At 74.0% G+C, this 20,045-nt stretch carries 16 protein-coding genes and 1 other RNA gene; 6 read left to right on the forward strand and 11 right to left on the reverse strand.

From position 1 onward, the window contains the following. Positions 1–363: 363 nt before the first annotated feature. The 5 genes from rnpB to NDAS_RS14320 all read right to left on the reverse strand — a co-directional run bounded on the left by rnpB (position 364) and on the right by NDAS_RS14320 (position 4,179). Positions 364–749: RNase P RNA component class A (gene rnpB / locus NDAS_RS27690), an RNA gene on the reverse strand. Positions 750–801: 52 nt separating this feature from the next. Continuing rightward, positions 802–1,443 carry a histidine phosphatase family protein gene (locus tag NDAS_RS14305; RefSeq protein WP_041552778.1) on the reverse strand — a complete coding sequence of 214 codons (642 nt, stop codon included), beginning with the start codon at positions 1,441–1,443 and terminating at the stop codon, positions 802–804. Beyond that, positions 1,440–2,201: a zinc ribbon domain-containing protein gene (locus tag NDAS_RS14310; protein ID WP_013153921.1), complete on the reverse strand. Its 762-nt coding sequence runs from the start codon at positions 2,199–2,201 to the stop codon at positions 1,440–1,442. Before NDAS_RS14310 ends, NDAS_RS14305 begins: the two co-directional genes overlap by 4 nt. 98 nt (positions 2,202–2,299) lie before the next feature. Continuing rightward, positions 2,300–3,163: a Nif3-like dinuclear metal center hexameric protein gene (locus NDAS_RS14315; RefSeq protein ID WP_013153922.1), complete on the reverse strand. Its 864-nt coding sequence runs from the start codon at positions 3,161–3,163 to the stop codon at positions 2,300–2,302. A 53-nt stretch (positions 3,164–3,216) separates the two neighbouring features. After that, positions 3,217–4,179 carry a helix-turn-helix transcriptional regulator gene (locus NDAS_RS14320; RefSeq protein WP_041552779.1) on the reverse strand — a complete coding sequence of 321 codons (963 nt, stop codon included), beginning with the start codon at positions 4,177–4,179 and terminating at the stop codon, positions 3,217–3,219. A 62-nt stretch (positions 4,180–4,241) separates the two neighbouring features. On the opposite strand from NDAS_RS14320, the gene NDAS_RS14325 reads away from it, so the two are divergent. Together NDAS_RS14325 and NDAS_RS14330 are read left to right on the forward strand one after the other, a co-directional pair. After that, entirely contained in the window at positions 4,242–5,654 is a 1,413-nt protein-coding gene (locus tag NDAS_RS14325; protein WP_013153924.1) for an FAD-binding oxidoreductase, read from the forward strand. A gap of 173 nt (positions 5,655–5,827) precedes the next feature. Next, the gene (locus tag NDAS_RS14330) at positions 5,828–6,691 is read left to right on the forward strand and encodes a deoxyribonuclease IV (RefSeq protein ID WP_013153925.1); all 864 of its coding nucleotides are present in this window, start codon (positions 5,828–5,830) and stop codon (positions 6,689–6,691) included. Positions 6,692–6,711: 20 nt separating this feature from the next. Here NDAS_RS14330 and NDAS_RS14335 read toward each other — a convergent pair whose 3' ends face one another. Then, entirely contained in the window at positions 6,712–7,371 is a 660-nt protein-coding gene (locus tag NDAS_RS14335) for a winged helix-turn-helix domain-containing protein (RefSeq protein ID WP_041552780.1), read from the reverse strand. A 99-nt stretch (positions 7,372–7,470) separates the two neighbouring features. Next, positions 7,471–8,790 (reverse strand): MFS transporter, encoded by a 1,320-nt coding sequence (locus tag NDAS_RS14340; RefSeq protein ID WP_013153927.1) that lies wholly within the window; start codon positions 8,788–8,790, stop codon positions 7,471–7,473. A 230-nt stretch (positions 8,791–9,020) separates the two neighbouring features. Between NDAS_RS14340 and NDAS_RS14345 the strand changes: the two genes are divergently transcribed. Next, on the forward strand, positions 9,021–9,371 hold the full coding sequence (locus tag NDAS_RS14345; RefSeq protein WP_013153928.1) for a hypothetical protein: 351 nt from the start codon (positions 9,021–9,023) through the stop codon (positions 9,369–9,371). Between the two features lie 413 nt (positions 9,372–9,784). Then, positions 9,785–12,166, forward strand: coding sequence for a Tex family protein (locus NDAS_RS14350; RefSeq protein ID WP_197724890.1), 2,382 nt, complete (start codon positions 9,785–9,787; stop codon positions 12,164–12,166). 313 nt (positions 12,167–12,479) lie between these two features. On the opposite strand, the gene NDAS_RS14355 is transcribed toward NDAS_RS14350, so the two are convergent. The 3 genes from NDAS_RS14355 to NDAS_RS14365 form a co-directional block, all read right to left on the reverse strand. Then, entirely contained in the window at positions 12,480–14,513 is a 2,034-nt protein-coding gene (locus NDAS_RS14355; RefSeq protein WP_013153930.1) for a CocE/NonD family hydrolase, read from the reverse strand. Continuing rightward, positions 14,513–15,811, reverse strand: coding sequence for an ATP-grasp domain-containing protein (locus tag NDAS_RS14360; protein ID WP_013153931.1), 1,299 nt, complete (start codon positions 15,809–15,811; stop codon positions 14,513–14,515). The genes NDAS_RS14355 and NDAS_RS14360 overlap by 1 nt, the downstream gene beginning before the upstream one ends. Before the next feature lie 209 nt (positions 15,812–16,020). Continuing rightward, positions 16,021–17,526 (reverse strand): carboxylesterase/lipase family protein, encoded by a 1,506-nt coding sequence (locus NDAS_RS14365; RefSeq protein WP_013153932.1) that lies wholly within the window; start codon positions 17,524–17,526, stop codon positions 16,021–16,023. Between the two features lie 198 nt (positions 17,527–17,724). On the opposite strand from NDAS_RS14365, the gene NDAS_RS14370 reads away from it, so the two are divergent. Continuing rightward, positions 17,725–18,681 (forward strand): quinone oxidoreductase family protein, encoded by a 957-nt coding sequence (locus tag NDAS_RS14370; protein ID WP_013153933.1) that lies wholly within the window; start codon positions 17,725–17,727, stop codon positions 18,679–18,681. Between the two features lie 163 nt (positions 18,682–18,844). Here the strand turns inward: NDAS_RS14370 and NDAS_RS14375 are convergent, their stop codons facing one another. Further along, positions 18,845–19,138, reverse strand: a complete 294-nt coding sequence (locus NDAS_RS14375; protein WP_013153934.1) for a GNAT family N-acetyltransferase — start codon at positions 19,136–19,138, stop codon at positions 18,845–18,847. A 150-nt stretch (positions 19,139–19,288) separates the two neighbouring features. On the opposite strand from NDAS_RS14375, the gene NDAS_RS14380 reads away from it, so the two are divergent. Continuing rightward, entirely contained in the window at positions 19,289–20,044 is a 756-nt protein-coding gene (locus NDAS_RS14380; protein WP_013153935.1) for an SDR family oxidoreductase, read from the forward strand. Position 20,045 lies beyond the last annotated feature (1 nt).

Raw genomic sequence — 20,045 nt, forward strand, 5'->3', positions numbered from 1 at the left:
CCCGTGAACGCGGATGCCCGCTGGGTCCGACCCCGGACGTCGGCCCACGGGCGTACGCGCTCCGGAGCTCGCCCGGGGTAGGGAGCGCAGGGGCCAATCTATCGGTGCGCGCGGGCGCCGGGCCATCACCGGCGGGCTGTAGGACTGTACCCGTGCACCGGGAGCGGCCCTCCGACCCGCCGCCCGGGGGCCGCGCCCGCCGGAACACCACGGGCGGGGCCCGCGCCAGCCCGGCTCAGGCGGGGAGGAATCGGGACGCGGAGCGATCGGCCTGCTCCCGCTCTCCGGTCGATCCGCCGTCCGGGACAGAACCGGAACACGGCCGTCTCCCCCGCGCTGCGCCGCTGTTCAGGAGGGTGTGTGAGGGGGAGTCGGCCGGTAAGCCGGATTCTGTCGGTTCCGAGGAACCGGGCGGCCATCCATCTGGGACCGCCGTTGCCGACGGCCTCGGTGCGGTCTACCCGCGGACTCGGGCGGGCCGCCCTCGAACATCCGCGCGGGAACCCGCAGGTTCCCTTTTTGACCTTGCTCCGGGTGGGGTTTACCGAGCCGACCGGATCACTCCGGCCGCTGGTGGTCTCTTACACCACCGTTTCACCCTTACCACCGCGAGCGGTGGCGGTCTGCTTTCTGTGGCACTGTCCCGCGGGTCACCCCGGGTCGGTGTTGCCGACCACCCTGCCCTGTGGAGTCCGGACTTTCCTCGAACACGCGCACCAGGCGCGGTCCGCGACCGCCTGGCCGACTCCCCTCGCCGCCCATTCTACGCCCGCCGCCGCGGCCCCGTTCCCCCTCGGCCCCTCACTCCAGGTGGGCGGTGTCGTTGAGGGAGCGCACCACCATGGGCCCGTCGGCGAACACGTCCACCTCGGTCAGGCACGCGGTGTCCAGGTGCATCCGGTACAGCGCCTCCAGCGGGGCGAGCAGGGCCTGCTGCACCAGCGCCTTGATGGGGGTCACGTGGGTGACCACCAGGACGGTGCGCCCCCGGTGCCGCTCGACCAGGGCCCGGCGGGCGGCGGCCACCCTGCGGGAGGCCGCGGCGAAGCTCTCCCCGCCGGGCGGCGCCGTCTCCGGGTCGGCCAGCCACCGGTCCACCGCGACCGGGGCCTGCGCCCGCGCCTCGGCGAACGTCATCCCCTCCCAGTCGCCGAAGTCGGTCTCGACGAACCCCTCGTCGATCTCCACCGGCAGCCCGAGCGCCTCGGCGGCGTGGGCCGCGGTGTCCCTGGTGCGGCGCAGCGGGGAGGACACCACCGCGTCGAACGGCCGCGGGGCCAGGCGGCGCGCGGCCGCCCTGGCCTGCGCGTGCCCGTCCTCGGTCAGCGGGATGTCGCCCCGGCCCGCGAAACGGCGCTCCACCGACAGCGGCGTCTGCCCGTGCCGCAGCAGGACCAGCCGGGTCGGCGCGGTGTCGGGCGGTGCCCCCCAGCCGGTGCTCACTGCTCGGTCCGGCCGCCCAGACCCGACTCCTCGGTGCGGACCAGGATGCGGCGGCAGTCCTCGCAGCGCACGACCTCGTCGGCGGCCTGGGCGCGGATCTCGTTGAGCTCGACGGTGCTCAGCGCGAGCTTGCAGCCCCCGCAGCGGCCGTAGCGCAGCGGCGCCGCGCCCACACCGCCGTACTGGGCGCGCATCTTGTCGTAGAGGGCGAGCAGGTCGGCGGGGATCTCCCCGGCCACGCGCTCGCGGTCCTGGGTGGTCCGGGTGCGGTCCCACTGGATCTCGGCGGCGGCGGTGTCGCGGCGGGCCACGACCTCGGTGTGCTCGGCCACGAGGCGCTCGCGCTCGGCGGTCAGGCGGGCCACCGTGGCGTTGAGCTCCTCGGCGCGCTCCATCACCTCCAGGACGATCTCCTCCAGCTCGGCCTGGCGGCGGCCCAGCGAGGTGATCTCCGACTGGAGGTTCTGGAGTTCCTTGGCGTTGGTGATCTGCCCGGACTCCAGGCGCTTGGCGTCCCGGTCGGCGCGCGTGCGCACCTGGTCGACGTCGCTCTCGGCCTTGCGCTGCTGGCGTTCGACGTCGGAGACCCCGGTCTGCGCGGTGATCAGCTCGCTGTCGATCTGGTCGACCCGCTCCTTGAGCCGGGCCGCCTCGGCGACCTCGGGCAGGGTGCGCGCCCGGTGGTCCAGGCGCTGGAGGTCGGTGTCCAGGTCCTGGAGGGTGAGGAGTCTGGCCTGTGCGGCGGGTTCGGCTTTCACGTGTGACGTCTCCTGTGATGGCTGGGGAGGGCGAGTACGCCGCCCGCGCTCTACTCTGTGCAGTTTGGTCGGCGACCCCGCGGGGCCCGTGGTCTCTCTCAGACGTGTGAGACGGCCTGTGACCAGGCGTCCGTGACCGTCGTCGAGACGCGGACCTCCACGTTAGCCCCATCCGGGCCGCCCGCGCGCCCGAGTGCGTCGACCAGGTGGCGCGCACCGTCGGCCAGCCAGGGCCACTCGCTGGCGAAGTGGGCGGTGTCGACCAGGGCGGGGCCGCCGGGGTCCTCCACGAACTCCGAGGCGGGGTGGTGGCGCAGGTCGGAGGTGACGAACACGTCCACGTCCGCGGCCCGGGCCGCACCGAGCAGGGAGTCCCCCGCTCCCCCGGACACCGCGACGGTGCTCACGAGGCGGTCCGGGTCCCCCGCGACGCGGATCCCGGCCGCGGTGGCGGGCAGCCCGCGGGCGACCTGCTCGGCGAACTCGCGCAGGAGCACCGGCCGGTCCAGGGCGCCGATCCGGCCGATGCCGCGGCGGCCCTCGGGGTCGGTGGCGTCGGGGTCCAGGGGCCGCAGCGGCCCGGTGAGTCCGACCGCGCGGGCCAGCGCGTCGGACACGCCGGGCGAGGCGGTGTCGGCGTTGGTGTGCGCGGTGTACAGGGCGGTCCCCGACCGGATGAGCCGGTGCACGATCCGACCCTTGGGGGTGTTGGCGGCCACGCTGGTGACACCGCGCAGCATCAGCGGGTGATGGGTGATGATCAGGTCTGCGCCCCAGGTCAGGGCCTCGTCGACGACCGCGTCGACCGGGTCGACGGCGAACAGCACCCGCGCGACCTGCTGCGCGGGGTCGCCCGCCACCAGCCCGACCGCGTCCCAGGAGGCGGCCCACGCGGGCGGATAGACCCGCTCGAAGGCGGCGGTCACGTCGGACAGGGTCGGGTGCGCGGAATCGGTGTTCACGGCCCCGACCCTAGCGCTCCCGCTGCCGGTCGCGGTCCACCGGCGGTCGCGGTTCAGGGAGGGGCCAGGCGCGCGCCGACCTCCCGCAGGCGCTCGACGACCCGGGGCGGGGCCTCCAGCGTGAAGGGGGCGCCGAGGGCCAGGGCCGCCGCCGTGTACTGGCACACCAGGTCGAGGGAGTCGGCGCTGATCCGGATGCGGCAGCGGTGGTCGTCCAGCGGTTCGACCCGGCCGGGCAGGGGGCCGTGGAAGCGGCTGTGGAAGTCCTCGGCGGACAGCTCCAGGGTCAGGTGCGCGGTGTGTCTGTAGACGCCCGCGGCGAAGAGTCGGGTGAGGAAGGCCGCCGGGTCGGGCGCGGGCAGCGGCCTCGGCTCGAACCGCCGGTGGGTGGGCCGCGGTCCGCTGACCCGGTCCACCCGGAAGGTGCGCCAGTCGTCGCGGTCGGTGTCGTGCGCGATCAGGTACCAGTGCCCGCCGTGGGAGACCAGGTGGTGCGGCTCGACCCGGCGCCCGCGGGCGTTGCCCTCCCGGTCGCGGTAGTCGAAGTCGGTGACGGCCAGGTCGCGGCAGGAGGAGGCCAGCGCCCCCAGGACGGCGGGGTCCACACCGGGGACGTCGGGGTGGGGCACCGCGCTGGTGGCGCCGCCCACGGCGGCCAGCCGAGGGCGCAGGCGGGCGGGCAGGACGCGTTCGAGTTTGGCCAGGGCGCGCAGCGCGCTGTCCTGGAACCCGGTGGCGGTGGCCAGGCCCAGGGCGATCGCGACGGCCTCCTCGTCCTCCAGCAGCAGCGGGGGCAGGTCGCGGCCCGAGGCCAGGCGGTAGCCGCCCGCAACCCCGGGCGTGCCCTCCACCTGGTAGTCGAGCCCGCGCAGCCGTTCGACGTCGCGGCGCAGGGTGCGGGCGCTGACGCCGAGCCGCTCGGTGAGCTCCGCGCCGCTCCACTCGCGCCGGACCTGGAGCAGGGACAGCAGCCGCAGCAGCCGCTGCGGCATCTCCCCGCGTACGGATCGGCCCATGAACGCAGACTGCCAGAGATCGCGGTCACGTTGTGACCGCATGGGTTCCTACGGTGGCCGACATGAACGAGAACAACGAGAACACGGGCATCAAGAGCACGATGGGCGACACGGACACGCTGCGGGACCTGACCCGACGGGTGAGCGGACCGGTGCACGCGCCCGGGACCGACGCCTACGAGGAGGCCCGCACGGGAATGCAGCTGCTGGACCGGCACCGTCCCGACGCCGTGGTGGAGCCGGTCCGCGCCCAGGACGTGCGCGCCGCCGTGGCCTGGGCCTCGGAACGGGGGCTGCGGGTGTCGGCCCAGCTCACCGGGCACGGGCTCGGCGCGGGTATGGCGGGCGGCGTCCTCCTCGCCACCCACCGCATGGACGGGGTGCGGGTGGACCCCGACCGCGGCACGGCGTGGGTGGAGGCCGGGGCCGCCTGGCAGACGGTGGTCGACGCGGCCGCCGAACACGGATTGGCGCCCCTGTCGGGCAGCTCCCCCGCCGTGGGCGCGGTCTCCTACACGCTCGGCGGCGGCGTGGGGCTGCTGGCCCGCCGGTACGGGTTCGCCGCCGACCACGTGCGGCGCGTGGACCTGGTCACCGCAGACGGCCGTCTGCGGCAGGTCACCGGGGACGACGACCCCGACCTGTTCTGGGCGGTGCGCGGCGGAGGCGCGGGCGCGTTCGGCGTGGTCACCGGAATGGAGATCGACCTGTTCCCGGTCCCGCGGATCTACGGCGGAAGCCTGCTCCTGGACGCCGGAGCCGAACCGGGGGCGCTGGAGGCCTGGCGGCGGTGGGCCGAGTCGGTGCCCGAGGAGATGACCTCGGGGGCCTCCGTGATGGTCTACCCGGACATGGAGGGCGTGCCCGAGCCGATGCGCGGCCGCCAGGTGGCCCAGGTGTCGGTGGCCTGGTCGGGCCCGATGGAGGAGGGGGCGAAGGTGGTGGAGCCGCTGCGCTCGGCCGCCCCGGTGCTGGCGGACACCCTGCGCGAGATGCCCTACGACGAGTCGGGCGCGGTCTTCGACGAGCACCAGGACCAGGCGGGGTTCCGCGGCCGCAGCGTGCTGGTGGACCGGCTGGACGGGAAGGCGCTGGCCGAGCTGACCCGGATGACGGGCGAGGCGCCGTTCTTCTGCGTGGTCTGGCTGCGCCACCTGGGCGGGGCGCTGGCCCGGGAGCCGCTGGTCGCCAACGCCGTCGGGCACCGGGACGCCGCCTACGCGCTAACGGTGCTGACCTTCGCCGAGACCGAGGACACCGGGGCGATGCGCGACCTGCGCGAGCGGGCCGCGGCGCTGTTCGGGCCGCACGCGGTGGGCCGCTCGTCCACGCTGGGCTTCGGGCCGATGGAGGAGGCCGAGGTCCGCGAGGTCTTCGACGAGGACGACCGCGCGCGGCTCGCCCAGGTCAAGGCCGCGTACGACCCGCGCGGGGTATTCCACTCCAACCGGCCGATCCCGCCCGGGGGCTGGTGACCGGGGCGCGACCCGCGCAGGGCCCGCCGCCGGGAGCGCACACCGCTTCCGGCGGCCCCGGTACGCCCCGCCCGCGACCGGGCCGGACGGCGACCGCCCCCGCCTCCCCGGCCGGGCGGTGTGAGCACCGGCACGGACCGACGGCTCCGACCGGCCCCTAGGCTTGTTGGGCTATGGAGAAGAGCGAGCAGCAGCGGCCCCCGTCCCCGGTCGGCGCACACGTCCCGGTCGCGGGCGGCATGGCCGACAAGGGCCTGGCCTACGCCGAGGAGATCGGCGCGGAGGCGGTCCAGGTCTTCGTGTCCAACCCGCGCGGGTGGGCGACCAACGGGGGCGACCCCGCGCAGGACGCGCGGATGCGCGAGCGCGTCGACCTGCCCGTGTTCGTACACGCCCCCTACCTGATCAACCTGGGCACCCCCAGCGAGGAGACCGCCGAGAAGTCGGTGCGCTCCCTGGAGCACGCGCTGCGCCGCTCGGCCCGGATCGACGCGCTGGGAGTGGTCGTGCACACCGGCTCGGCCGTCTCCGGCGGGCGCGAGGCGGGCCTGTCGCGCACCCGCGAACGGCTGATGCCGCTGCTGGAGAGGCTGGGCGGGGACGTCCCGCCCGTGCTGCTGGAGCCGATGGCCGGTCAGGGCCAGGTGCTGTGCGCGACCATCGACGACCTGGCCGCCTACCTGGAGGTGCTGGAGTGGCACCCGCGCGTGGGCGTGTGCCTGGACACCGCGCACATGTTCGCCGCCGGGCACGACATCTCCACGGTGGAGGGCATGCGCGCGACCCTGGACCGCTTCGGCGCGGTGGTCGGCGCCGACCGGTTGAAGGTCGTGCACTGCAACGACTCCAAGGCAGCGTGCGGCAGCTGCAGGGACCGGCACGAGAACATCGGCGCCGGGCACATCGGCGCGGAGCCGTTCGGCGAGCTGTTCCGCCACCCGGTGAGCGCCGGTGTGCCGCTGATCCTGGAGACCCCGGGGCCGGCCGGTCCGCACGCCGCCGACGTGGCGACGCTCAAGAGGCTGCGCGAGACCTGAGGGACGGTCGTCGGGGCGGCTCAGTCCCGCTCGGCGGCGCTCCCCTCCGACCTGCCCTCGGCCTCGGGCAGGACCGGGAAGAGCGCGGTGTCCACCTGGACGACGTCGGTGTCGGGATGGCTCTCGGGGGTCCGTCCCTGGAAACGCCTCCCCCACGAGCCGAGGAAGTCGTTGAGCGCGTCGGCGAACTCGGCCGCCTCCCCCGGGGTCATCCGGGCGTGGCTGGTGGAGTCGGTGGCGGCGTCCTTCCACCTGCGCACCGCGGGCAGGTCGGGACTGTCGGAGACCAGTGCGGTCCAGTCCGCGAAGCGCCTGCGCTTCTGCTGGTAGAGGCGGTCCAGGACGGCCTGGGCGACGACCCTGGTCTCGGGGTTGCTCAGGAACTCGTGCCCGGACATGCTCCAGCCGCCGGGCCTCATCCGCCACCAGCGCTCGCGTCCGCCCGTGCGTCCCGGTTCGTTGTCGATGAACCCGTAGCGCGAGAGTTGGCGTAGGTGGTAGCTGGTGGCGCCGCTGCTCTCCCCCAGGCGCCGGCCCAGGATGGTGGCGGTGGCCGGGCCGTTGATCCTGAGCTCGTCCAGCAGGCGGGCGCGCAGGGGGTGGGCCAGGCCCCGCAGGGCCTGTGCGCTGACCCGCATCTGCTGATGGGAGTCGGCGGGGACGTCGGCGTCGTCGGTCATGGCCCTCACCGTACTGGGGGAGCCCTTCCGCAAACAGTTCGCCGCAAAGCCTTCTTGGCGCTGCTGGCCCACGTGTCGCCCTCCTGAGGTGCGGCGGGGTCAGCGGTCGCCGGCGGCGGACGCGGCGGCCTCGTCGGACAGCCGCGCGCACTCGGCGACGGACCTGCGGAAGACCAGGGGCGTGACCACCATGACCAGCCCGCCGACCAGGAAGGGCAGGGCGAGGTCGATCCGGCCCAGCAGACCCCCCAGCAGCGCGCCGACCGGGGACAGCCCCCAGCCCGCCATGCGGAAGGCGGCGGCCGCCCGGCCGCGCACGTGGGAGGGGACCACGGCCTGGAAGAACAGGGAGCCGGACACGTTGGTCACCGTCAGGAACAGGCCCATCAGCCCCCAGGCGAGGGCGGCGGACCAGGCGTCGGGCACCAGGCCCACCGCCAACAGGCAGGCACCCATCCCCAGGTAGCCGCCCATCATGACCGTCCTGCGGCCGAGGCCCGCGACGAACCGGGCGGCGAGCACGGAGCCCAGAACACCACCGACCGCGATCGACGCCATGAAGAGCCCGTACAGGGCCTCGGGAACGCCCAACACCTCCTGGGCGTAGAGGACCAGCACCGAGGTGGCCATCTGGATACCGATCATGGACCCGGCGTTGTTGAACGCCAGGCCCCGGGTCAGCGGCCGGCCGAAGACGTAGGCGAAACCCTCCCGCAGGGAGCGCAGGACGCCCTGGCCGGACCCCGCGCCCTCACCGCTCTCCGCGCCCCCGTTGGACTCGGCGGCCCCGGTGGACCCGGCCGGGACGGGAACCCGCCGCAGCATGAGGGCGACGGTCACCACGAGCACGGCGCACAGGGCGTAGGACAGGGCCGTCCCGGCCACGGGCAGGGCGGCGGCGACCGCGAAGAGCACACCGGCGACGGGGGTGGCCACACAGTCCTGGGCGACCAGGCGGCCGCCCTCCAGCCTGCTGTTGGCGCGGTCCAGCAGGCGGCCGGGCACGATCCGCGCCACGGTGATCCGGGTGACGGGGTCGGTGACCGTCTCGCAGCAGACCACCACGAAGATCGTGGCGTACAGGGCCCACAGGGTGGCGCCGCCGGTGGCGATCAGCACGACCAGGGCGGTGACGGCGATCGCGGCGACCGTGCTGGAGACCGTCATGGCGCGGAGGCGGTCGACCCGGTCCAGCAGCACGCCCGCGAACGGCGCGACGAGCAGCCAGGGCAGGAAGCGCGCCACCACCAGGCCGGAGACGGCGAGCGGGTCGTGGGTCAGGGTGGCGGCGATGAGCGGCAGCGCGGTGGCGAGCATGCCGTCGCCGAGGTTGGTGAGGGTTCCGGCCGCCCAGAAGCGGTGGAAGAGCCCGCCGAGGCGTTCGGTGCGCGGCGGCGCGGCGGAGGGTTCGGTGGCCATGGGGGTCCTCCTGTGTTCGGGGGTGCCACCACCGTAAGACAAAGGTTTCTTTGCAAAGAGAATCGTGCAGAGGTTTCTTTGCATTACTTTCGGACGTACCGCCGTCACCCGTTGACAGGAGCGCGGGAAAGGAACCTCCCCGCCACCGGAAGCCCGTTATGGGCGACAATGGAGGGCGTACGCCCCGGGCTCCGGGGCGGGTTCCGGCTCAAGGAATGAGGTGTCGCCGGATGGACCCGGTCTCCATGGTCTTCGGAGCCACGATCGCTCTCGGCGGGTTCCTGTTCGGCCGCCTGCTGACCAAACGCCAGACGCGGGCGGCGCTCGACCAGCAGCGCAGACAGGAGCAGGCCCGGGTCCTGGGCGCACCGCAAAGCCCCCAGCCCCTCTGCGGATGCGGCCACCACCTGGTCTTCCACGACCAGCAGAACAAGAGGTGCCAGACCCAGGTGGTCATCCCCGGCCGCTGGACCGGGCAGGCCAGCTCCACCTACCGCCAGTGCATGTGCCAGGGCTACCGGGGTCCGCTCCCCCTCGACGAGTACTACGCCCCCGACTACCTCAACGAGACCGACGGCTGACCGGGCGCGGGAGCGTCCCGTGCCCGTCGGCGGTGGCGCGGCGCGGTTGTCCACAGGCGGTGACGGGGGCTGGCGCGGACCGGCCCCTTCCGCTTTCCTGGAAGCGGGGAGCCCGGGCGCCGCCACCCCCGGGTTTCCTCCCTCCCGACCGCCTCCGACCGCCGCCCCTCGCCTCCGACCGCACGGACCGGCCCCGCGCACGGGGGCCGCCCCGCCCCGTTCTTTGCGAAACCGCCCCGGCGAGGGCCCCGCGCCGCGTCCGCCGCTCCCCGCACGGGAAACCGGGCGAGACCACCGCCACAGTGCGCGAACCTGGGACACGGGGCCGACGGGATGACAATGTCGCTCCCCGCCACCAGAATGTCCCCGCACCGAACAGCCAGAGAGTGGACGTTTAACCAGTGACGACGCCTGTGACACCCACGATCGACCAGCGCATCGCCGAGGAACTCGGAGTGGGCGCGCACCAGGTCACCGCCGCCGTCGACCTGCTCGACAGCGGATCGACCGTGCCCTTCATCGCCCGCTACCGCAAGGAGGCCACCGGAGCGCTGGACGACGCCCAGCTGCGCGCCCTGGAGGAGCGCCTGCGCTACCTGCGTGAGCTGGCCGAGCGCCGGACCGCGATCCTGGAGTCCATCCGTTCCCAGGGCAAGCTGGACGAGGCGCTGGAGGCCAGCATCCACGCGGCCGACTCCAAGGCGCGGCTGGAGGACATCTACCTCCCCTACAAGCCCAAGCGGCGCACCAAGGCCCAGATCGCCCGCGAGGCGGGGCTCGAACCCCTGGCCGAGGGGCTGCTGGCCGACCCCACCCAGGACCCCCAGGAGGCGGCCGCGGCCTACGTCGACCCCGACAAGGAGGTGGCCGACGTCAAGGCCGCCCTGGACGGGGCCCGCGCCATCCTGGTGGAGCGCTTCGCCGAGGACGCCGACCTCACCGGCGTCCTGCGCGAGCGGCTGTGGGAGAGGGGCCGGTTGGGCTCGGCCGTGCGCGAGGGCAAGGAGGAGGCGGGCGCCAAGTTCGCCGACTACTTCGCGTTCTCCGAACCGCTCACCCAACTGCCCTCCCACCGCGTGCTGGCCATGTACCGGGGTGAGAAGGAGGAGATCCTCACCCTCACCCTGGAGCCGGAGGACGCCCCGGCCGAGAACGCCGACGGCACCACGCCCCGCAGCACCTACGAGAACGCCATCGCCCACCACTTCGGGATCGTGGACCGCGGCCGCCCCGCCGACCGCTGGCTCCAGGACACCGTGCGCTGGGGCTGGCGCACCCGCATCCTGGTGCGGCTGGACATCGACGTGCGCATGCGGCTGTGGCAGCAGGCCGAGGACGACGGCGTGAACGTGTTCGCCGCCAACCTGCGCGACCTGCTGCTGGCGGCCCCCGCCGGAAGCCGCGCCACCCTGGGCCTGGACCCGGGCCTGCGCACCGGGGTCAAGGTCGCGGTCACCGACGCCACCGGCAAGGTCGTGGCCACCGACACGGTCTTCCCGCACGCGCCCCGCCGCGACTGGGACGGCGCCATCCACAGCCTGGCCGGGCTGTGCGCCGCCCACGGCGTGGAACTGGTCGCGATCGGCAACGGCACCGCCTCCCGCGAGACCGACAAGCTCGCCGCCGACCTGATCAAGCGCCACCCCGAACTCAACCTCACCAAGGTGATGGTGTCGGAGGCGGGCGCGTCGGTGTACTCGGCCTCGGCCTACGCCTCCGAGGAGCTGCCGGACCTGGACGTGTCGCTGCGCGGCGCCGCCTCCATCGCCCGCCGCCTCCAGGACCCGCTGGCCGAGCTGGTCAAGATCGACCCCAAGTCGATCGGGGTCGGCCAGTACCAGCACGACCTGGCCGAGACCAAGCTGTCGCGCTCCCTGGACGCGGTGGTCGAGGACTGTGTGAACGGCGTGGGCGTGGACGTCAACACCGCGTCGGTGCCGCTGCTGACCCGGGTGTCGGGCGTGACCTCCACCCTGGCGCGCAACATCGTCGCGCACCGCGACGCCAACGGCCCCTTCCGCACCCGCGAGGCGCTGCGCTCGGTGCCGCGCCTGGGCCCCAAGGCCTTCGAGCAGTGCGCGGGCTTCCTGCGCGTGCCCGGCGGCGACGACCCGCTGGACGCCTCGGCGGTGCACCCCGAGGCCTACCCGGTGGTACGGCGCATCCTGGACCGGGTGGGGACCGACCTGCCCTCGCTCATCGGCAACAAGGACCTGCTGTCGCGGGTGCGCCCCGAGGAGTTCGTGGACGACACCTTCGGTCTGCCCACGGTCACCGACATCCTCGCCGAGCTGGACAAGCCCGGCCGGGACCCGCGCCCGGCCTTCACCACCGCCACCTTCAAGGAGGGCGTGGAGAAGCTCCAGGACCTGACCCCGGGCATGCTCCTGGAGGGCGTGGTCACCAACGTGGCGGCCTTCGGCGCGTTCGTGGACGTGGGCGTGCACCAGGACGGCCTGGTGCACGTGTCGGCGCTGTCGTACAAGTTCGTGGAGGACCCGCGCGACGTGGTCAAGCCGGGCGACATCGTGAAGGTCAAGGTCCAGGACGTCGACATCCCGCGCAAGCGCATCTCCCTGACCATGCGCCTGGACGACGAGGCGCCCGCCCGCGGCGGCCGGGGCGGCCGCGAGGAGCGCGGCGACCGCGGCGGCAACGACCGACGCCGGGGCAACGGCGGCGGTGGCGGCGGCCGTCGCAACAACGGCGGCGGACGCGGCCGCGACAACAGCGGGGGCGCCGCCCCGCAGGGCGCGATGGCCGAGGCGCTGCGCCGCGCCGGCCTGGGCAAGTAACGCCCCTCGCCGCCGACGGGTGCGGGGAGGGGAGTACCGCGCTCCGGGCGGCGGGGCGGGGAGCGGGGGCCGACGCGTCCCGGCGGCACGGGCGTCACGAGCACCCCGGCCCGGCGGGCGTCCGGGCCCTGCCGCTTCTCCCTCCCTCGGGCGTCAGCCCCCGAGGCGAGGACGCCCCGCATCGCAGCGCCTTGCCGGGTGCCAGCCCGCCCGACACCCCGCGGCCCCTCGGCCCCTCGGGCGCGCGGGAGTCAGCTCCTCCCCGTACCCGCGGTGGCGGGGACCGGTCGCACCCGACCGGTCCCCGCCCGGGTCAGACGTGGTCCCGCGGGATCACCGAGGTGTAGATCTTGGTGGCCACGCGCCGCGTGCCCTCGTAGGCGTCCAACGTCGCGTGCAGGTGGAAGTCGGTCGCCGTGGACGTGAGCACCGTGTGGGTCCTGGTCCGCACGGACCAGTCGCCGCGGGCGAAGCCCATCGTCCACACCGCCTCGCCACGGACCGAGTCGTGGTCGTCGCCGACCCTGCTGTAGCGCTCCTCCGCCCGACGGGTCACCTCCAGGCCGATGTCGTCGAAGCGCACCGTCCCCAGGTCCTTGACCACCTCCAGCGCGGCCCCGTAGCGCACCAGGTCCTGGGTCAGGTCCCACCGCTCCTCGCCCGGAGCGATCCGGCTCGTCGCGATCGGGGCGGTGCCCTCGGGCTCCCCGAAAGCGGCCACACCCCGCCCGTCACCACCGCCCTCGACCGGACGCACCGGAAGCAGCACACGGGTGTGCTCCCCCTGGAACACCGAGAGGGTCACCGGCTCGGGCGAGGGCCACACCAGCGGCCAGTAGGAGGTGGAGACCGAGACCCGCACCCGGTGCCCGGCCGGGAATGCCTGGGCCACACCGTTGAGGGGGACCGACACGCGGTACCGGCGCCCGGGCACGAGCTTGCGCGGCCTCTCGTGGCCGTCGGCGTGGGTGAGGTTGAGCAGCCCGTAGGTCACCCGCGTGGCCTGCCCCTGGGGCGCGACGTCGCACAACCGCACCGCGACCATCGCGTCGGGCCGGTCCACCGCCAGTTCGAGTTCGACCACCGCGGAGCCGAGGATCTCCAAGCGCCGGGGAAGCGGCACGCTGTCGAAGACGATGGACCCGCCGTCGTCCTCGCGCTGGTCGTAGGGCAGGTCCGGGGGGGCGTTGTACGAACACCACTTGCCCGCGTGCTGTCCGGTGGACAGCGGGGAGGACAGGGTCAGCACGTCCTCCCGCCCCGAGGGCTCCCCCTCCGCGAGCACCCGGCCCGCGCCCAGGTCGCGCGGTACCAGCGCGACCTCCGGCGAGGGCCACTCCCGCTCACCGACCCAGCGCCCCGGCCGGGCCTCGTAGGAGGTGGAGGGCGCCACGCTCTCCTGCATCCAGGCCCGCAGGACGGGCGCGTCCATCACGTCGTTGTCCACGCCCTTGAGCCAGCGGTCCCACCAGCGCACCACCTCCTGGAGGAAGCCGATGGCGGGGCCGGGCTGGCCCAGGTGCGGGTACTTGTGCGACCAGGGGCCCAGCAGGCCCAGACGGGGGACGCTCAACCCCTCCAGCAGCCGGAAGACCGAGTTGGAGTAACCGTCGGCCCACCCGCTGACGGCCATGACGGGCACCCGGATCGCGTCCAGGTCCTCGGCCACCGAACCGTGCCTCCAGTACGCGTCCCGGTGCTGGTGGCGCAGCCAGGTGTCGAGCCACAGGCCGCTGTGCTCCAGCCGCTCGTGCCACATGTCGCGCCAGCGCTCACCGACCAGCTCCGGATCGGGCGGGCAGGAGTTGTAGGCGAACATCGTGGAGGCCCACGACAGGTTGTCCCCCAGCAGGCACCCGCCCATGTAGTGCACGTCGTCGGAGTAGCGGTCGTCGGTGGAGCAGGCGGTCACGATCGCCCGCAGGCTCTCCGGCCGCCGCGCGGCGACCTGGAGGGCGTTGAACCCGCCCCAGGAGATACCCATCATCCCGGTGCGGCCGTCGCACCAGGGCTGCTCGGCGAGCCAGGCCAGCACCTCCTCCGCGTCCAGGAGCTCGCGTTCGAGGTACTCGTCGGTGAGCACCCCCTCGGAGTCGCCGCTGCCGCGCAGGTCCACGCGGGCGCACGCGTACCCGTGCCCGGCCATGTAGGGGTGGTGCACCGAGTCGCGCTGCGCGGTCAGGTCGCGCCTGCGGTACGGGATGAACTCCAGGACCGCCGGCACCGGGGCCTCCTCGCTCCCCACCGGACGCCAGATCCGCGCGGCCAGCCGGACCCCGTCGCTGATCGGGATCAGGACGTACTCGTCCTCGCGGACCTCGTGGGGCAGGTCGCTGACGGTCCTCATCACCGGACCCCCTCCTGTCGGACGTCGTCGGTGTCATGGACCGTGAAGGGCAGTTCCGCCACGCAGGCCCGGTACCTGCGCTCGCACTCCTCGCTGTCCCCGCCGCCCACGAACACCTGGGCCAGCTCGAAGCTGTAGCTGTCCTGGAGGGGCAGGTCGGAGAGCCGCTGGCCCTGGCGCGCGACGATCTCCACCTTCGTACCCGGCGCCGTCTTCTCCGCACGCGCGACGTCCTCGGCGGTGGGCACCGCCGCGACGAAGCCGTCGCGGAAGCGGCGCAGGAACCACTTGGCGGCCACCGCGTACCGCCCGCCGCGCTCCAGCTCGGGCTCCTCCCCCAGCGCGACCCTCAGGCAGATCTCGTGGTTGGACACCCCGCGCACCAGTTCGAACAGCCTGGCGTGCGACTGGGAGTGGCGCGGGTTGATCTCCAGGAGCCGGACGTCGCCGCTGCGCGGATCGTGGAAGTACTCGATGTTGAAGGTGACGTCGTCCAGGCCGATCCGGGAGATCACCCGTTCGGACAGCTCGGTCAGGCGCGCGCCGACCTCTTCGGGCACCCTGGACGGGTACTCGTAGCGCAGGAAACTGGACGTGCCCGGATAGCGGTGGGAGTCGACGATCCCGTAGACGTGGGGAACGCCCCGACGGACGTAGCCCTCGACGGTGAGCTGGTCGCCCGTGGCCTCCTCCTCGGCCAGCGCGGCCGTGCCCCCGCACCCGGCCACCTCCGGGGGCAGCCGCAGCAGGTCCATCACCCACTGGAAGGACGTGCCGAAGCGTCCGGCGCCCGCCCTGATCCGGTCCATCGCCGCACGGAACTCGGCGTCGTCGGCGGCGCGGAAGGCCAGTTCGGAGGAGCACGACTTCACCGGCTTGACCCACAGCGGGTAGGACAGCCCCTCCGGTTTGGCCGTGGTGTCGAGGCCGACCTCGGCGAACCGGGGAACGGCCTCGGGGATGACGGCGCGCTGCTCCAGACGGCTCCAGTACTTGTGCTCGCACCGGACGACGGCTTCCAGGGGCGCGCACGACAGCCCCCGGTCCCGGCACAGCAGCGGCACCAGCGAGCTGACCGGGAAGTCCCAGAACCCGATGACCGCGTCGACCCCCTCCCCGAAGGAGTCGAGCCTCCCTGCGGCCAGGGCCAGGACCGCGGGCAGGTCCACCGGCCGGTCCTGGCCGATCTCGTCGAGGTCGAGCAGTTGGAGGAAGCGGTAGCCGCGTTCGGCGGGCAGCGAGCGCAGGACCTCCCGGTTCTGGTCGTCGAGCCCCAGGACGAAGACGTTCGTGGTCATCGGGCACCTCCGGCGGGGTGGTGCCAGCCGGCGGCCACGCCCCCGCACCGCAGACCCGGTGCGCCCCGGCCACCGGCGCCACCCACTCCTACCTGTGAGGATGCCCCTCTCCCCCACCCGTCCCGACCGGACCGCGAGGCGTTTTCCCAACCTTTACCGGCCGCGGGTCGAAGCGGGACGGCGCACCGGCCGCCGCGCGGGGAGCCCGCCTACCGGGGAGCCAGGGCCACCCCGGCCCACAGCGCGCGCACCGGCGAGGAGTCACTGGCGTGCAGCAGGTCGTCGGCGTCCCATACCTTGACCGCGGTGGCCCCGGCCGTCACCGCGGGCCAGCCCGGGTCCCCCGTGGCGGCGAAGTCGCGCCAGGCCGCGACCATCCGCCCCGACAGCGCCCGGTGGGCCTCGCTGGGCTCGCCGTCGAGCAGGAACCGCCCGAAGTCGGTGTCCAGGTTGCCGAACGCGAACGGCAGGTCGAAGGCGTGGCAGGCCCCCAGGCGCCCCTCCATGGCCGGGCTCTCCGCGGCCAGCCGGAAGAAGTGGGCGCGGCCCCCGGCCGCGGCGTGCGCCTCGGCGAAGCGCACCGTGTACTCGCAGAACAGCGCGTCGCCCTGGATCGCGGCGAACAGCTCGCGCAGCGTGGCCCCGGGATGCACCGACCGGTAGGCGGCCACCGCGTCCTCCCCCAGCCCCAGGCGGGAGGCGGTCACCGCCAGGGCGGACTCGTCGTCGATCTCCACGCTCTGCCCCAGCTCGGTGAACAGCCGGTACTCGTGGGCGTTGTGGCCGACCAGCAGGTCCACCCCCGAGGCGGCACCGCGCGCGACCGCCTCCAGCGGGGCCTCGGGCAGGTCGGGCCCGCCGACCACGGGAGCGAAGCAGGTGAAGGGCTTGGTGCGCACGCCCCCCGAGCCGCCGGAGGGGGCGGAGTCGAGCACCGCGTCGGTGGCCTCCAGGAGCTTCTCCGGTGCCAGCGCGGCCAGGGCCTCCGCCTCCAGCGGCACGCCCGCGGCCGCGGCGATCCGCTCGGAGACCAGCCGCGCGGTGTCCGGGGTGAGCATGTCCCCCGGCACGCTGTGCGCGATCGCGCGCCGGAAGAGGCCCCGGACCCGCGGCGAGGCCATCAGGCACGCGACCGAACCGGCCCCGGCGGACTCCCCCGCCACCGTCACGTTGTCGGGGTCTCCCCCGAACGCGGAGACGTTCTCCCGCACCCACCGCAGGGCGGCGGCCTGGTCGAGCAGACCGCGGTTGTCGGGGCGGCCGGGCACGTGACCGAAGCCCTCGAAGCCCAGGCGGTAGTTGATCCCCACCACGACCAGGCCGCTCTCGGCGAGCCGGGTGCCGTCGTAGGTGATCTCGGAGGCCGCTCCGACGATGTAGGCACCCCCGTGGATCCACACCAGCACGGGGGCGCGGTCGCCCTCGCGGGCGGCGGTCCACACGTTGAGCGACAGGCAGTCCAGGGACGTCCCCGGGGTCCAGGGCGCCGCGCCCAGGAGCTGGTTCCCCTGCGGGGGCGGAGGGCCGAAGGAGGTGCAGTCGCGGACGCCGTCCCAGGGGGCGGCGGGCGCGGGGGCGGCGAAGCGATCTTCTCGGAAGGGGGCGGCGGCGTAGGGCACGCCCCGGTAGACGGCGACCCCGCCGCTCTCGGAGCGCGGCGAGGCGGTGCCCCGGACCCGTCCGGCTGCTGTCGTCACTGTGTACTCGGCGTCCACGTGCGTCCTCCCCATCGGTGCGCGGCACCCCACACCTAACAACGTTAGGCAGACCGGCGCAAGACCCGGGGGCGCCACCGCGGCGACGCCCCCGCCCGCGACACCCGTCCGAACGGCCGGGACGCGGCGGGCGCCCGAACCCGACCGACCGGTAACATACCACCTGGTCGGTATGAACAGACGAAGGAGGGGACGCCCATGCGCGCCATCCAGATCACCGAGTTCGGCGGACCCGAGGTCCTGCGCCTCACCGAACTGCCCGACCCCGAGGCGGGCCCCGGCGAGGTCCTCGTCGACGTCACCCGCGCCGGGGTCAACTTCGCCGACACCCACCAGGCCGAGAACAGCTATCTGGCCTCCGCCACGCTTCCGCTGGTCCCGGGCATGGAGATCGCCGGACGCACCGCCGACGGCCGCCGCGTGGTCGCCCTGACCACCAGCGGCGGCTACGCCGAGAAGGCCACCGCCGCCACCGGCACGGCCTTCGACGTCCCCGACGGGGTCTCGGACGAGGACGCGCTCGCCCTGATCGTGCAGGGCGCCACCGCCTGGGTGCTGCTGCGCAGGTCCGTGCGGATGGACCCGGGCGAGACGGTCGTGGTGCACGCGGCGGCGGGCGGCGTGGGCACGCTCGCCGTCCAGCTGGCCAAGCGGTTCGGCGCCGGGCGGGTCGTCGCCGTGGCCAGCAGCGAGGACAAGCGCGCGCTGGCCGTGGAGCTGGGCGCGGACGCCGTCGTGGACTCGGCGGCCCCCGACATGACCGAGGCGCTGATCGAGGCCAACGGCGGCCAGCGCGTGGACGCCGTCCTGGACATGGTGGGCGGCCGGGTCACCGACCAGAGCGTGCGGGCACTGGCGCCGTTCGGACGCCTGGCCTTCTACGGAATGGCCTCGCGCGAGCTGCCCAGCCCGGTGCAGCCCGCCAACCTCATGCGCTTCTCCACCAGCGTGAGCGGCATGTGGCTGCCGCACGTGTGGACGCTGCCGGGCGACGTGATGAGCCGGGCGATGGCCGAGCTGTTCACACTGGTGGCGGAGGGGCACCTGAGGCCCGTCCTGGGCGGCTCCTACCCCCTGGGCGAGGCCGCGCGGGCACACGAGGCGCTGCGCTCCCGGGGAACCGTCGGCAAACTCACCCTCGACACCACCGCCTGAGAAAGCGCCACCTTTACCGCGTAGATCACCAAATGTCCGACGTGTCGGATTTCAACGGCCCGGAGGCGGACCGGCGCGAACCCGGTGAGCGCCGCGCCGGTCCGCCGCGCCGGACGGACACCGCCACGGGGAGCCCGGGGGGGAGCCCTCCGCGCGGCCGGCCCTACTCGGCGGCGCTGCGGTAGACCAGGTCGGTGTAGTCGGGGTGGCGCTGGATCCACCCCTTGACGAAGGGGCACAGGGGCAGCACCGCCAGGCCCCGCGGACGTACGTCGTCCAGGGCCCCCCTGACCAGGGTTCCGCCCAGGCCCCGCCCCTCGTGGGCGGGGTCGATCTCGGTGTGGGTGAAGGTCACCATGTCGTCGGTGAGGATGTACTCGGCGAACCCGGCCACCTCCCCGTCGACCCTGATCTCGTAGCGTTTCCTGTCCCGTACATCGACCACGTCGGTCGTCATGGAAGCCCTCACTCTCCGGTCCGCGGGGGGACGTCGTCGGCCCGCGCCGCCATTGTCCCGCCTCGGCGTCCCTTTCGCCCCTTGCGGCACGCACCTCCCCCGACATAGAGTCGCCCTGACATACCGACCAGTCGGTCTAAGGAGAGCGGAATGACATCCCGGTTCGGCGGGCGGACCGCCATCGTCACCGGCGCGAGCCGGGGCATCGGCCTGGCCGTCGCCCAGCGGCTCGTCGACGAGGGCGCGCGCGTGTGCGTCACGGCGCGCAGGCCCGAGCCCCTGGAGGAGGCCGTCAAGGCCCTGGGCGGACCCGAGCACGCCATCGGCGTCCCCGGCCGGGCCGACGATCCCGAGCACCAGGACGCGGCCGTGGCCGCCACCCTGGAGGCCTTCGGCAGCATCGACATGTTCGTCAACAACACCGGCATCAACCCGGTCTACGGGCGGATGATCGACCTGAACCTGGACGCGGCCCGCAAGATCTTCGAGGTCAACGTGCTGTCCGCGATCTCGTGGACGCAGAAGGCCTACCACGCCTGGATGGCCGAGCACGGCGGCGCCGTCGTCAACGTCTCCTCCGTGGCCGGGACCAGGCCCGCCCCCGGCATCGGCTTCTACGGCGCCACCAAGGCGACGCTCATCCACGTCACCGAGGAGCTGGCCGTCGAACTGGGCCCGGGGGTCCGCGTGAACGGCGTCGCCCCGGCCGTGGTCAAGACCCGGTTCGCCGCCGCCCTCTACGAGGGGCGCGAGGAGGAGGTCGCCGCCCAGTACCCCCTGGGGCGCCTGGGCGAGCCCGAGGACGTGGCGGGCGCGGTGGCCTTCCTGCTCTCCGACGACGCCTCCTGGATCACCGGCCGCACCCTCGTCCTGGACGGCGGCCTCACCCTCACCGGAGGTGTGTGAC

It is taken from the genome of Nocardiopsis dassonvillei subsp. dassonvillei DSM 43111 (assembly GCF_000092985.1).
In the GTDB taxonomy this organism is placed as follows: Bacteria; Actinomycetota; Actinomycetes; order Streptosporangiales; family Streptosporangiaceae; genus Nocardiopsis; species Nocardiopsis dassonvillei.

Excerpts from the sequence above, each read along its gene's own strand:
- NDAS_RS14330 (WP_013153925.1), top strand. The coding sequence starts at position 5,828 with ATGGAGAAGAGCGAGCAGCAGCGGCCCCCGTCCCCGGTCGGCGCACAC.
- NDAS_RS14340 (WP_013153927.1), bottom strand. The coding sequence starts at position 8,790 with ATGGCCACCGAACCCTCCGCCGCGCCGCCGCGCACCGAACGCCTCGGC.
- NDAS_RS14360 (WP_013153931.1), bottom strand. The coding sequence starts at position 15,811 with ATGACCACGAACGTCTTCGTCCTGGGGCTCGACGACCAGAACCGGGAG.
- NDAS_RS14375 (WP_013153934.1), bottom strand. The coding sequence starts at position 19,138 with ATGACGACCGACGTGGTCGATGTACGGGACAGGAAACGCTACGAGATC.
- NDAS_RS14370 (WP_013153933.1), top strand. The coding sequence starts at position 17,725 with ATGCGCGCCATCCAGATCACCGAGTTCGGCGGACCCGAGGTCCTGCGC.
- NDAS_RS14380 (WP_013153935.1), top strand. The coding sequence starts at position 19,289 with ATGACATCCCGGTTCGGCGGGCGGACCGCCATCGTCACCGGCGCGAGC.
- NDAS_RS14335 (WP_041552780.1), bottom strand. The coding sequence starts at position 7,371 with ATGACCGACGACGCCGACGTCCCCGCCGACTCCCATCAGCAGATGCGG.
- NDAS_RS14345 (WP_013153928.1), top strand. The coding sequence starts at position 9,021 with ATGGACCCGGTCTCCATGGTCTTCGGAGCCACGATCGCTCTCGGCGGG.
- NDAS_RS14355 (WP_013153930.1), bottom strand. The coding sequence starts at position 14,513 with ATGAGGACCGTCAGCGACCTGCCCCACGAGGTCCGCGAGGACGAGTAC.
- NDAS_RS14325 (WP_013153924.1), top strand. The coding sequence starts at position 4,242 with ATGAACGAGAACAACGAGAACACGGGCATCAAGAGCACGATGGGCGAC.
- NDAS_RS14320 (WP_041552779.1), bottom strand. The coding sequence starts at position 4,179 with ATGGGCCGATCCGTACGCGGGGAGATGCCGCAGCGGCTGCTGCGGCTG.